Source organism: Mycobacterium sp. 4D054, assembly GCF_052245755.1.
GTDB lineage: Bacteria > Actinomycetota > Actinomycetes > Mycobacteriales > Mycobacteriaceae > Mycobacterium.
Genome location: NZ_JBQQCF010000034.1, coordinates 13986 through 26914 on the forward strand (window position 1 = coordinate 13986; position 12929 = coordinate 26914).

At 70.7% G+C, this 12929-nt stretch carries 9 protein-coding genes and 1 pseudogene; 4 read left to right on the forward strand and 6 right to left on the reverse strand.

The window, feature by feature from the left end; genetic code table 11:
- Positions 1-30: 30 nt before the first annotated feature.
- Complete coding sequence (locus ACTWP6_RS21550) at positions 31-1056, reverse strand: LacI family DNA-binding transcriptional regulator (protein WP_443188713.1); 1026 nt, start codon at positions 1054-1056, stop codon at positions 31-33.
- A 105-nt stretch (positions 1057-1161) separates the two neighbouring features.
- Between ACTWP6_RS21550 and ACTWP6_RS21555 the strand changes: the two genes are divergently transcribed.
- A complete protein-coding gene (locus ACTWP6_RS21555) occupies positions 1162-2826 on the forward strand; it encodes a glycoside hydrolase family 13 protein (protein ID WP_443188714.1) in 1665 nt (554 codons plus the stop codon).
- 94 nt (positions 2827-2920) lie between these two features.
- Entirely contained in the window at positions 2921-3913 is a 993-nt protein-coding gene (locus tag ACTWP6_RS21560; protein WP_443188715.1) for an Acg family FMN-binding oxidoreductase, read from the forward strand.
- A gap of 4 nt (positions 3914-3917) precedes the next feature.
- On the opposite strand, the gene dosR is transcribed toward ACTWP6_RS21560, so the two are convergent.
- From dosR to ACTWP6_RS21575, 3 genes are read right to left on the reverse strand one after another with little or no spacing between them, the layout of a single operon-like run.
- Positions 3918-4568, reverse strand: coding sequence for a hypoxia response regulator transcription factor DosR/DevR (gene dosR / locus ACTWP6_RS21565; RefSeq protein WP_260751929.1), 651 nt, complete (start codon positions 4566-4568; stop codon positions 3918-3920).
- A gap of 36 nt (positions 4569-4604) precedes the next feature.
- The gene (locus tag ACTWP6_RS21570; protein ID WP_260751931.1) at positions 4605-5426 is read right to left on the reverse strand and encodes a universal stress protein; all 822 of its coding nucleotides are present in this window, start codon (positions 5424-5426) and stop codon (positions 4605-4607) included.
- Positions 5423-6412 (reverse strand): Acg family FMN-binding oxidoreductase, encoded by a 990-nt coding sequence (locus ACTWP6_RS21575; protein WP_443188716.1) that lies wholly within the window; start codon positions 6410-6412, stop codon positions 5423-5425. The genes ACTWP6_RS21570 and ACTWP6_RS21575 overlap by 4 nt, the downstream gene beginning before the upstream one ends.
- Positions 6413-6470: 58 nt before the next feature.
- Between ACTWP6_RS21575 and ACTWP6_RS21580 the strand changes: the two are divergent.
- Together ACTWP6_RS21580 and ACTWP6_RS21585 are read left to right on the forward strand one after the other, a co-directional pair.
- A pseudogene (locus ACTWP6_RS21580) lies at positions 6471-7720 on the forward strand (GAF domain-containing sensor histidine kinase).
- 233 nt (positions 7721-7953) lie between these two features.
- Positions 7954-11361 (forward strand): hypothetical protein, encoded by a 3408-nt coding sequence (locus ACTWP6_RS21585; protein ID WP_443188717.1) that lies wholly within the window; start codon positions 7954-7956, stop codon positions 11359-11361.
- 165 nt (positions 11362-11526) lie between these two features.
- Here the strand turns inward: ACTWP6_RS21585 and ACTWP6_RS21590 are convergent, their stop codons facing one another.
- Entirely contained in the window at positions 11527-12234 is a 708-nt protein-coding gene (locus tag ACTWP6_RS21590) for a GAF and ANTAR domain-containing protein (RefSeq protein WP_443188718.1), read from the reverse strand.
- Positions 12235-12431: 197 nt separating this feature from the next.
- Positions 12432-12929, reverse strand: a complete 498-nt coding sequence (locus ACTWP6_RS21595; RefSeq protein ID WP_443188719.1) for a DUF1990 family protein — start codon at positions 12927-12929, stop codon at positions 12432-12434.

The window sequence follows — 12929 nt, forward strand, 5'->3', positions numbered from 1 at the left end:
ACACCTCACAGGCTCGGTGGGGCAGCGGTGTCAGCGCGGCGGGGCGGTGGATCCGCGGATGACCAGCCTGGTCGGCAATGTGGTCACCGCAGACATGGTTTCGGCGGCCTCTCCGTCGTCGAGTCGGTCGAGCACCGCGCGTGCCGCGAGCCTGCCCTGCTCGCGCACCGGTTGCGCGACCGTCGTCAGATCGCTGATGTCGGCGGAGGGATGATCATCCACCCCGATCACCGAAATCTGCTGGGGCACAGCGATTCCAGCGCGGCGTAGGGTGCGCAGCGCGCCAAGCGCGATCTCGTCGGAGTGGCAGAAGACCGCAGTGGGCAGGCGGTCCTGGCTCAGCAGCGTCTCCATGCCGTGGGCCCCGCCGTCGATGCTCCACTTCACCGTCACCACGGTCGGGTCGGTCAATCCGACCTCGTGCAGCCGCGAGTGAAACCCCCGGATGCGGGCCTGGTCGGTGGCCCATGGGATGTCGGTGTCGTCGGCGGCCTGGATCATCGCGATGTCGCGATGGCCGATCCGCACCAGGTGGCCGACGGCCTGCTGTGCGGCGCGCTCGTCGTCGATGCCGATCCACGGCCGGTGATCCCTGGCGCGATGTCCGCCGACGAACACCGTGGGCACCGCGAGCTGCTCCAGTCGGGTGTGCTCACGGGTGGACAGGGGAAGCGACACCACGATCGCCGCGTCGACCTTGCGACGCAACGGAAGCGCTTCGAAGAAGCGATGCCGCGCGCCCGAATCGGGCACCGTGCACAGCACCAGATCCACACCGACGGTGTCGAACTCATCGGCGATTCCCGCGAGGATCGTCGAGTAGAACCACGCGTCGATCCGGGGGACGATCACCCCGACGCGGCCGGTGGGTCCGCCCGACAGGCGCGAGGCCTCCGGGGACACGACGTAGGAAAGGTCCCGCGCCGCGGCGAGGATGCGGTCGCGGGTGGCGGGGGAGACGCCGGCCTCGCCGCGCAGCGCGCGGGAGACCGAGGCGATGGACACCCCGGACCGGCGCGCCACGTCGGTCATGTTGACGGTCTGCCTGGGGATCATAGGGTGACCAGAATAACCGTACGTAAGTATTTACGTAAGAGGAATTCTGATTGACAAATTCCTTTGAAAACGGGAATCTGGGCGAGAAAACGTTTACGTACGCTCATGCCCGGAGGAGTTCGCCCAGTGGCCCCCGAACAGTCGTGGTGGCAGACCGCCGTCGTCTACCAGGTCTACATCCGCAGCTTCGCCGACGGAAACGGCGACGGCATTGGCGACATCGCGGGCCTGCGGGCACGGTTGCCCTACCTGGCCCGGCTCGGCGTCGACGCGATCTGGATCAACCCGTGGTACCCGTCACCGATGGCCGACGCCGGCTACGACGTCGCCGACTACCGCGACATCGAACCCGACTACGGCACGCTGGACGAGGCTCAGGCGCTGATCGTCGAGGCGCACGATCTGGGTGTCCGCGTGATCCTCGACATCGTGCCCAACCACACCTCCGACCGGCACTCGTGGTTCCAGGCCGCCCTCGCCGGCGACCCGCGTGCGCGCCGGCGGTACCACTTCGGGCCCGGCCGGGGCGCCGACGGCGCGTCACCGCCGAACAACTGGCAGAGCGTGTTCGGTGGGCCTGCCTGGACCCGGGTGGAGGAAGGTCCCCTGAAAGGTCAGAGGTACCTGCACCTGTTCGCGCCCGCCCAGCCGGATCTCAACTGGGCCAACGACGAGGTGCGCGCCGAGTTCGAGGACATCCTGGCGTTCTGGTTCGACCGGGGTGTCGACGGCTTCCGCATCGACGTCGCGCACGGTCTGGTCAAAGAGGCCGGTCTCCCCGACGGTGTGAGCACCGACGATGAACCGCAGGCGTTGCTGCACACTCAGTCCCGGCACCCCGCGTGGGACCAGGACGGGGTGCACGAGATCTACCGGGGCTGGCGCGCGGTGGCCGACCGCTACACGCCGGAACGGATCTTCATCGCCGAGGCGTGGGTGCCCAGCAATGAGCGGCTGGCCCGTTACCTGCGCGCCGACGAACTGCACACCGCATTCCAGTTCGACTTCCTGCGCACCCCGTGGCGAGCGGAGCTGATGCGCAAGGTCATCGACGATGCGATCCGCTCAGCCGCGTCGGTCGGTGCACCGCCGACGTGGGTGCTGTCCAACCACGATGTCACCCGCACCGTGACGCGGTTCTCCCGGTCGCAGCCGGCACATCTGATCGACACCGACTGGGAGCGGGGACGTTGGGGCGGGGAGGCGGCCGACCACGTCTTGGGGCGCCGGCGCGCCCGGGCCGCCGCGCTCGTACAGCTGGCGCTGCCCGGTACGGCGTACGTCTACCAAGGCGAGGAACTCGCGCTCGAGGAGATCGAGGAGCTTCCCGCCGATGCGCGCCAGGACCCCACCTGGGTGCAGTCCGGCTTCACCGATGTGGGTCGGGACGGCTGTCGAATTCCGTTGCCGTGGACCGAAACCTCGGCGCCCTACGGCTTCGCCGCCCATCCGGAAACCGAGACGTGGCTGCCGCAACCCGAGCACTGGGCCGAACACAGCGTCCAGGCGCAGGACCGCGATCCGGCGTCGACGCTGAACCTCTACCGCGCCGCCCTGCAGCTGCGCCCGGCGCTGTGGCGCGACGCCGGGGACGTCACGTGGACCGAGGTTGCGCCCGGCGTCGCGGCGTTCGAGCGCGGGGGCACGCAGTGTTGGGTCAACACCGGCGACACCACCGTGCGGTTGCCCGCGGGGGCGACGGTGGTGCTGTCCTCCGAACCTGACGTGGGCGGCACGCTTGCACCCGACACCGCGGTCTGGTTGAAGTAAGTCACTCCTTAAAGGGTCTTTGTGCCCTCACCCTGAGAACCGCTTCCGAAGCACCCTTGATGGAGACGACAACTCCTGAGGTGGAGACGAAGCGATGAGTAGCAATTTTCCGGGCGGCGAGACCCTGCGGTCGGCACTGTCGTTGGCGAGTCGTGCCCCCTCGGTGCACAACTCACAACCGTGGCAGTGGCGTGTCGGTGAGCACACCATCCATCTGTACGCGAACCCGGATCTGCTGCTGCCCCACACCGATCCCGACGGCCGCGACCTGATGCTCAGCTGCGGCGCGGCGCTCAACCACTGTGTGGTGGCGTTGGCCGCGCTCGGCTGGCAGTCCAAGGTGCACCGGTTCCCCAACCCGGCCGAACCCGATCATCTTGCCGCGCTGGTTCTGCACCGCTATCCGGCGGCCGAGCTCGATGTGACGCTGGCCGCCGCGATCCCGCGTCGCCGCACCGATCGTCGGCACTACAGCTCATGGCCGGTGCCGCGCGGGGATATCGCGTTGATGGGCGCGCGCGCCGCCCGGGCCGGGGTGATGCTGCGGCGGGTCGATGATCTGGTGAACCTGAAACGGCTGGTGAACGCCGCCGCGTTCGCACACGCGAGCGACCAGGGTTACCTCGCCGAGCTGGCCGCCTGGAGCGGCCGGTACGCCGCCACGGCGGGGGTGCCCGCCCACAGCGTTCCCACCACCGACGGGACGGGGCCGGTTCCGTTGCGCGCGTTCGCCGGAGGCGTGCTGCCGCAGAGTCCGCAGGTCGATGCCGCTGAGGAGAACGCGGCGGTGCTCGCCCTGGGCACCCGCGAGGACGACCGGCTGTCGTGGTTGCGCGCGGGGGAGGCGACCAGCATCGTGCTGCTGAGCGCGACAGCCCTCGGACTGGCGAGCTGCCCGATCACCGAACCGCTGGAGATCGCCGACACCCGGGAGGCCGTGCGCCGCGACGTGTTCGGTGCCGACGGATACGCACAGATGCTGCTTCGGGTGGGGTGGGCACCGGTGAACGCCGACCCGCTGCCGCCGACGCCGCGCCGCGAATTGGGTGAAATTGCTGCGCGCCTTGATGGTTCGCCGCTGAGGTGAGTGGTCAGCCGCCGTCGGCGTGGCGGTGCCGTTCGAGTTTGGAGACAAACACCGCGGCCTGGGTGCGACGTTCCATGCCCAATTTCGCGAGCAGCCGCGACACGTAGTTCTTGACCGTCTTCTCGGCGAGGAACATCCGAGCGGCGATCTGCTTGTTCGTCAGACCCTCTCCGAGCAGGTCGAGCAACACCCGCTCCTGCTCGGTCAGACCCGAGAGCGGGTCGGAGGGGTCGCTGTCTCCGCGCAGCCGGGCCATCAGCGCCGCGGCAGCCCGATTGTCCAGCAGGGAGCGGCCGGCTCCGACCTCCTTGATGGCCTGGGCGAGTTCCATGCCTTTGATGTCCTTGACGACGTAGCCGCTCGCGCCGGCCAGGATCGCGTCGAGCATCGCTTCGTCGGACGTGAACGAGGTCAGCATCAGGCAGCGCAGGTCGGGAAGCCGGGAGAGCAGATCGCGACACAACTCGATGCCGTTGCCGTCGGGCAGGCGGACGTCGAGGACCGCCACGTCGGGCTGCAGTGCCGGGATCCGGGTCATCGCCTCGGCCACCGACCCGGCCTCTCCGATCACGTCGAGCTCGGGGTCACTCCCGAGCAGATCGATCAACCCGCGCCGTACCACTTCATGGTCGTCTACCAGGAAAACCCTCACCATGTCGCGACGTCATCCCCCCAACGGGCCGGCGCCCGGTCATAGAGCGTTGTGCGGTTCGCACACCAGTATCGAACAATCCGTGTCGCGAAGGGCGGCATTGCCGGGAGGTCCCACCAGAGCCGCCACGCCGCCGGGGCGGTTTCGGGCCGCGACCACGAGTTGGACGGTGTCGCCGTGCGCGGCGAGATAGTCGAGGGTGTCGCCGTGATCGCCGACCGGCACGATCTCCACATCCGGATAGGCGCGCTGCCATTCGGCCAGTCGGCGGTCCCAGTGGATTCTGGCCTCGGGGTGGGGTCGCGCCGGGGTCAGCACGCGCACCGGCGCCTTCCGGCGGCGAGCTTCGTCCAGACCGCGCCGCATCACCTCAGAACTGGCGGCACTGTTGTTGAGTTCGATGACCACGAAGCGATCCTGACGGTGGTGCGGCCGGTGGGCGCGCACGATCGCCACCGGGCAGTGGGCGGACGCCGACAGGGCCGTCGCGGTCGACCCGATCCGGCCCTGGGTCGAATGCCTGAGTCCGCGAGCGCCGACACACAACATCGCCGCCGTTCGAGCCGCCTCCAGCAGAGTCGGAACCGGCCTGCCCTGCAGAATCTCGACCTCGATCTTGACGGGTCGCTGGGCAGCCTCCACGGCGGTCAGCGCGTGGCGCAGGGAGACGTCCGCGGTGGCGATGCGGCGGGACTGGTCGTGCGGGTCGACCTCACCGTCCTGGGTGTCGATGACGTACACCAACCGCAGGGGAACATCGCGGTCGACGGCCTGGTCGATCGCCCACAGCGCGGCGTCCACGGCGGCCGGGGAGCCGTCGATCCCGACGACGATGTAGGGGCTGGGCTGTGCCTCGGTCATGATGCGCCTCCGCGGATTTCGAGCACGTCCCGAACGGCCCGGCGGGGAGTGGGCGGCGGCGCGGCATCCATTGTCGGGGTCAGTCCGACCCGTACCAGCGCCTGCGGACTGGCGGTGCTTCCGATCAACGAGGCGACCACGTCGCGCCCCTCGGGCACCTCGGTGATGTGTGTGACGGTGCATGTCGCCAGGCCCAATATCGTGGCCTCGAGCAGCACGGCCGACAGTGCTTCGCCGCAACGCAATACGCTCTCGGCGGAGTCGTCGTCGGTGGACAGCACGAGGATCCCCGCGCGGTCCTCGTCGGGCCGGCTGTGGCTTTCTCCTGCACCGCTGACGGGGAAGGCGCGCCCGACGTGTACCCGATCGCTGTCCGTCGCCGCGATCAGGGCGCTGCGCGGAATCCCCTCGGAGGCGCTGAATTCCGCTGTCCACCAATCGATCTCGGCATGGTAACGGGCATCGTAGAGGCGCACCACCTCGGCCAGGTGCGAGGCCTCGGCCAGCGGGCTGCGAACGTCGTCGGCGACGGCGTCCAGCCGGGCCGGGGTATGCCGGGTCGCGGCGGTGAGGGCGTCGATGAGCCGCTCCCAGTCCGGAGGCGCCGCCATGGGAAGGCGGTCACTGCGTCGCAGCAGAATCGCGTCGGCGCGACGCTTCTGCTCGTCGGAGACCGCGGTCGAGCTGAACTCGATCCGGGCCAGGTGGTGGGGATCTGCGGGGTCGGGGAAGCGCTGCACACTGGTGGCCCATCCGGCGGCGGCCATCGCGACCCTGAAGTGGTCGAGCGCGGCCCCACAGCTGATCAACGCCTCACGCCCGGTGGCGTCGGCGGCGCGGATCAGCCGCGCCGGGTCGGCGAACAGGTCGACTGCGTGGTCACCGGCGACCCACCGCCACGGTTGACTGTTGTGCAGAGACGGTGCCCGGCACGCCAATTGCAGTGCGTCGACGATCGCCGCGGTGTGCACACGTGTCGCAGTCATCAGGCTCCCTTCGATTCACGTCCACACTGCGCGCCCCACCCGTCGAGGACCAGGGTCAATGGTCCTCAACCACATCACAGAACGGCGGACACCGTGGTGCACTGACGGTGGAGTGGGTGCGCTGCGGGGCACTTTGTCCAGTTGAGGTTGCGTGAGCTGCTCACCGAGGTGCAGGACCGGGTAGAGCGGATCATCAGGGGCCGCGACCGGCTTGGCGGCCTGGAACTCGACGACACGCTGCGCACCATCGTGCACACCGCGATCAATCTCGTCGACGCCCAGCTGATCGGGCACCTGCCGGAAGGCCGGGGAGTGCTCGGGGTGCTGATCGACGACCCCTAACTGATTCGGCTGGAAGATATCTCGGCGCACGCGGCCTCTGTGGGATTCCCGCCCAACCATCCGCCGATGCATACTTTCCTCGGGCCCCGGTGCGCATCCGCGACGAGGTGTTCGGCAACCTGTATCTGACCGACAAGATAGGTGGTGAGCCGTTCAGCGAAGACGACGAGGTGCTGGTACAGGCGTTGGCGGCGGCGGCGAGCATTGCGATCGAGAACGCCCGGCTCTACGAGCAGTCGCGCGCCCGTCAGGAATGGATCGCGGCCACGCGCGACATCGGCACCGAGTGCTGTCCGGGACCGACCTCGCGCGGCGGGACCGGCGCTGGTGCTCCCGTTACGGGCCGTCGACGCCGTTCCTGGCGTGTTGATCGCCGTCAGAGATGTTGGCGCGCAACCGTTCCGGTCCGACGAACTCGACATGATGGCGGCGTTCGCCGATCAGGCCGCACTGGTGTGGCAGCCGACCGGCGCTCAGCGCAGAATGCGGGAACTGAGTGCGGCAGCGGCTTTCGGATTCCGTGGATGACCTCCAGGAGGTCATTGAGGAGATCCGTACGACGATCTTCGACCTGCACGGCGGATCGTCGACCAATCCCCCGGTTGCGCCAGCGACTCGATGGGGCGGTCGGCGTTTCCGGGCTCGGGAATCCGTACGTCGGTGCAGTCCGCCGGACCGCTGTCGGTCGGGAATGCCGCGCCGGCAGACCATGCCGAGGCTGTCGTGCGCGAAGCGGTCAGCAACGCTGTTCGCCACTCCGGATCCACCGTCGTCGCGGTGACGATCACCGTCGACGACGATCTGGTGATCGACGTCCGCGACGACGGCCGCGGAATTCGGGCCGACGTCACCGGCAGCGGGCTGGCCAATCTCGCGCAGCGCGCCCGCGACGCCGGGGGTAGCTTCGCGGTCCAACCCTTCCCCGAGGGCGGGACCGTCCTGACGTGGCGCGCGCCGCTGCCGTGACCACCGGGCCGGTGACGCGGCATCCGTGCTGTACCGTCGCGTCTGGCCAGCGTGAGGGTGATTTGTGCGCGCTGGGACGCCGCTACGTTCTGTGACGGGATCGCCTCTCCTTCACAACGGTTGGATAACGCCGGTTCTGTCGCGTCGGTGATTCCGCAAATTGTCGGTTCAGTAAGCCCCGTAACTACGCGGATGTAATTCGCACGGCACGGACGCAGAAGGACTGGGGGCACATGTCTCGGACGAAAAAGAGCATCGTCGTTGTCATGATGGGCAGCGCGGGATTGTTCTTGAGCGCCCCGCTGCTGGGCCCATCGGCAAACGCGAACCCCACCCGGGGCGGCGTTCCGTGCGTGGGCATCCTCCAGCAGATCGTTTCTCGTCCGGGTGACATCCCGCAGGCTCTGACGGACACCGCGCGATCGTTCACCAACCCGGGCCAGCCGGCTCCGCCGGTCGTCGTGCCCCCGGCCAGCTCCTCGTCGTCGATCGGTACGCCGCCGTCGCCCCCGACACCGCCGGCCTCGGTGCTGCGACCGGCCGCGGGTGCGACACCGCCGTCCCCGCCTGTGCCGGGCGCTCCGGCGGTGGGCTCGACAAGCGCTGGGACACCGCCTGTTCCGGGTACGCCGCCCGGATCGGTGGTGACCCCGGCTTCGGGTGCGACCCCGCCGGCGCCCCCCATTCCGGGAACCCCGACGGTGACATCGACCGCAGGCGGTACCCCGCCGCTTCCTCCGGTTCCTGGTGCCCCGGCAGGTGTACCCGTCGCCAATCCGGCTCCACCGGTTCCGCCGGTTCCCGGCCTGCCCGTCGTCGGCGACGGCGGCGCGGCCCTGCCTCCGCTTCCGCCCGCCCCGGGCGGACCTGGCGCGGTGCCCGCCGGTGCGGCTCTTCCGCCGGCCCTGCCCGCCCCGGGCGGACCTGGCGCGGTGCCCGCTGGTGCGGCTCTTCCGCCGGCCCCGGCTCCCGGCGCGCCGGTCTTCGGTGAGGCCGGCGCAGTCCCGGCCCCGGGTTTGCCTGCCCCGGCCGCAGCCGGCGTGCCCGGTGGTGGCCCCGGTGGCGGCGCGGCACTCGAGGGTGCTTCCGGTGGGGCGGTCGGCGGTGCCGGCGGCCCGGGCGGCGGTGCGCCGATCGCAGCGGCGGCCGGCGAGGCCGGTCCTCCGGCGGCGGGCACCCCGGTCGAGGGCGCGTCGGGCGCGGTGCCCCCTCCGGCTCCGCCGGCTCCGGGCGCCCCGATCGCCGGGGCTTCCGGTGTGGCGGCACCTCCGGCTCCGCCTGCGCCGGGTGCTCCGGTGGGTGATGAGGCCGGTGTGGTAGCGCCCCCGGGTCCGCCCGCTCCCGGGGCTCCCATCGGCGATCACGCTGGTGTGGTGGCGCCTCCGGCTCCGCCTGCGCCGGGTGCTCCGGTGGGTGATGAGGCCGGTGTGGTGACGCCTCCGGCGCCGGGTGCGCCGGGTGCTCCGGTGGGTGATGAGGCTGGTGTGGTGGCGCCTCCGGCGCCGGGTGCGCCGGGTGCTCCGGTGGGTGATGAGGCTGGTGTGGTGGCGCCTCCGGCGCCGGGTGCGCCGGGTGCGCCGGTGGGTGATGAGGCTGGTGTGGTGACGCCTCCGGCTCCGGGTGCGCCCGGGACTCCGACCGTCAGCACGGTCGAGACGTTCTCACCGCCCGCTCCGCCGGCCCCGGGCACACCGTCGTCCGGCACGGTGGAGACCTTCTCGCCGCCTGCCCCTCCGGCACCCGCTACTCCGGCGGGCTCGTCGGTCGAGGTGGCGTCGCCGCCGGCTCCGGGTGTTCCGGGTGGGCCTGCCGGTGGCGAAGTGAATGTGGCGGCTCCTCCGGCCCCGGGTGTGCCTGGCACACCGGTGCACTCCTCGCTCGAGGTGGCGACGCCGCCGGCACCCGGCGTTCCCGGCGTGCCGATCGAGGCGTCGTCGAGCGTGGTGACACCTCCGGCTCCGGGTGTGCCGGGTGTGCCTGCTGGTGGTGAGGTGAGTGTTGCGACGCCTCCGGCTCCGGGTGTGCCGGGTGCGCCGGTGGTCAGCGAGGCCGGGGTGGCGACGCCTCCGGCTCCGGGTGTGCCGGGTGTGCCTGCTGGTGGTGAGGTGAGTGTTGCGACGCCTCCGGCTCCGGGTGTGCCGGGTGCGCCGGTGGTCAGCGAGGCCGGGGTGGCGACGCCTCCGGCGCCGGGTGTGCCGGGTGTGCCTGCTGGTGGTGAGGTGAGTGTTGCGACGCCTCCGGCGCCGGGAGTGCCTGGTGCACCGGTGATTTCGTCGCTCGACGTGGCCACACCGCCGGCGCCGGGTGTGCCGGGTGTGCCCGCTGGAGGTGAGGCGGGTGTCGTGACGCCGCCCGCTCCGGGTGTTCCGGGTGCTCCGGTGGTGGGGGAGGCCGGTGTTGCGACACCTCCCGCTCCCGGTGTGCCGGGTGTGCCTGCCGGTGGCGAGGCGGGTGTCGTGACGCCGCCCGCTCCGGGCCCGTCCGGCGCACCGATCGATGCGGCCGCCGCAGCGGTGGCGCCCCCGGCGCCACCTGCCGCACCGGTTTTCGGTGACGCCGGTGCCATCGCTGCGGGTGGCCCCGGTGGCGGTGCTCCGGTTGAGGGTGCCGGGGGAGCTGTCAGTGCGGGCGCGGGTGGCCCGGGTGGCGGTGCTCCGGTTGAGGGTGCCGGGGGAGCTGTCGGTGCGGGCGCGGGTGGCCCGGGTGGCGGTGCTCCGGTTGAGGGTGCCGGGGGAGCTGTCGGTGCGGGCGCGGGTGGCCCGGGTGGCGGTGCTCCGATTGATGCGGCTGCCGCGGCTGTCGCGCCGCCGGCTCCGCCCGCACCCGGTGCGCCGATCTTCGGCGAGGCCGGCGTCGCAACCCCGCCGGTGCCGGGTGCTCCCGGTGGTGGGGGTGCGGTGCCTGCCGGTGTGGTGGCCCCGCCGGTGCCGGGCGTTCCCGGTGGCGGGGGTGCGGTGCCTGCCGGTGTGGTGACCCCGCCGGCGCCGGGTGGTCCCGGCACGCCCGCGATCACGACGGTGCCCGGCGCGACACCGGGGACTCCGCCGGTGCCGCCCGCGTCGACCGGCAGCCCGGTCAACGCGGGTACGCCGACGTCACCCGGCACACCCGGAACGTCTGTCGGCGGACCGGTTCCCGGCAACAACCCGGTTCTACCGCCCGCTCCGGGAGGATCCACCAGCGTCAATACCGGCACGCCGAGGTCGCCGATCCCCGGAACACCCGGCAGCTCGGTGGCGCTCGAAGATCTGCTGACGCCGCCCGGAGTGATCCGCTCGGTTCAGGACGCCACGTCCTCGGTCGCCGGCATCCTGCCGCCGCCGCCCGCCCCGGCGCCCGGTGGTGCCGGATCGGTCAGTGTGGGTGTCCCCGCGCCGGCCGACCCGTTCACCCCACTCGCCGCGACGAGCCTGTCGAATCTGGTGGCGCCGCCGTCGCTGAGTTTCCCGTCGATCCCGGGTCTGCCGGTGCCGTTGCCGAGTGAGCTACCCACGCCGTCGGACCTGCTCTGCGTGGGCACGGACTGGTCGGCGACGCAGGGTGATTCGGCTGCCGCTCCGGTAAACGCCGAGATCCCGCGGGCATTGGTCACGGGTACCGCGCCGGTCGGTGACCGACGTGACCGGTGGGACACCCAGTAACGACGCCGCAGGTGGCCTGGCCGCCCGTCCTCCCGCCACCGGGAGTGCGGGCGGCCCGGCTCGCTTCGGGCGCTGGCGTATCACACGTGCGCCCCGGGCCTTGGAGGCCGGCAGCCGTACCGACCTGCCCCCGAACTGAATTGAACCGCAGAGCTCGCGGCTGCCTCAGGATTCCGAAGTCTGTGCGTCGGCGACCAGGTTCGTGGCGACCTTGATCAGCGGGACGTTGCTGTCCTGAGACAACTTGCGCAACAGCTCGAACGCCTGAACGGCGTCCACGCGGTAGCGCTCCATGATCATGCCCTTGGCCTGGCCGATCACGTCGCGACTGGACAGCGCCCGGCGGAACTGTTCTTCGCGGCGCGCGGAGTTCCATGCCACCGAGGAGTGTGCGGCGAAGATCAGTCCCAGAGTGCGTGACTCGTCCGTGAAAGCCCCGCCACTCTCGGAGTAGATGTTGAGCGCACCCAACGTCTCCCCGGCGATGAACAGCTGGAACGCCATGATCGACCGGACAGGTGTCTCGGCCAGCGCATCACGCCGATAGTTCGGGAAGCGCTCGTCGGTCTCCAGATCGCGGACGTGGACGGTCTTTTCGTCCCATGCCGCGGTCAGACACGGCCCTTCCAGATGACGCTGCTGGATCTTGTCCAGCAGCAGCGGCCAATGGTGGGTCGCTGCCGGGGTTTCGATCTGTTTCGCGTTGCGAGTCAACGTGATTCCGGCGTACTGAGCACCCGGGATCTCCGCGGCGGCGAGTTCGGCCAGTTCGGCGACCACGGTCTCTGAGTCGGTGTCGGGCCTGTTGTGCAGGCCCTGCACCAGCTCGGCCACACGCAGGTGCGCAGCCTCCATGGCAGCTGGATCGCTCATCCCTCACCGTCCGATACTCACGCGTCAATATGGCTCTTAAGGCTACCGCCGAGCCCGACGGTCGGTGCGGGCATGCGGAATGTCGCTATTGTGACCGTTTGGCGCGGTAGCCGTCATACCGGAAGGCCAGGCCGGCGCCCGTCCGGCAGCCTTTCCGTTCCGGGCAGCGCGCTGCCAGCGAAATCGGAGGCACTCGGTCAAAGCGCCCGCAGGTACCGGTTGGTGACCACCCGCTGCACCAGCGAGGTCACCGGGGAAGCCAACCGACTCCACCATGTCGCGTGCCGGGAGAACGCGGTCACCTCCGCGTGCACGAGATCGGTGGCGGGGTCGTAGCGCACGAGGAAGAGTTCCTCTCCAGACTCGGCGTGGCCGGGCAGCGTGCCGTAGGCGAAACCGCGACGATCGGGCTCGTCGACGACGTAGACGACCCGGCACGGGGCGACCACCGGTCCCAGATGCACCAGCACCTCGGCGCCGACGGTTGCCACCGGCGCCGTGGCCTCCACCCGCAGCCCCGCCCCGCGCAGCATCCCCCAGCGCATGCCTTCGGCGGCGGCCCGCTCGAACCGGTCACGGCCGCGTCCGATCACCGACGACTTGTGCAGATGGTGGTAGCCGCCGGGCATGTCCGAGGCGGTCGCCCCCACCTCCGGATAAGTCAGCGCCTTGGCGGCCAGGTCGGTCAGTCTCAC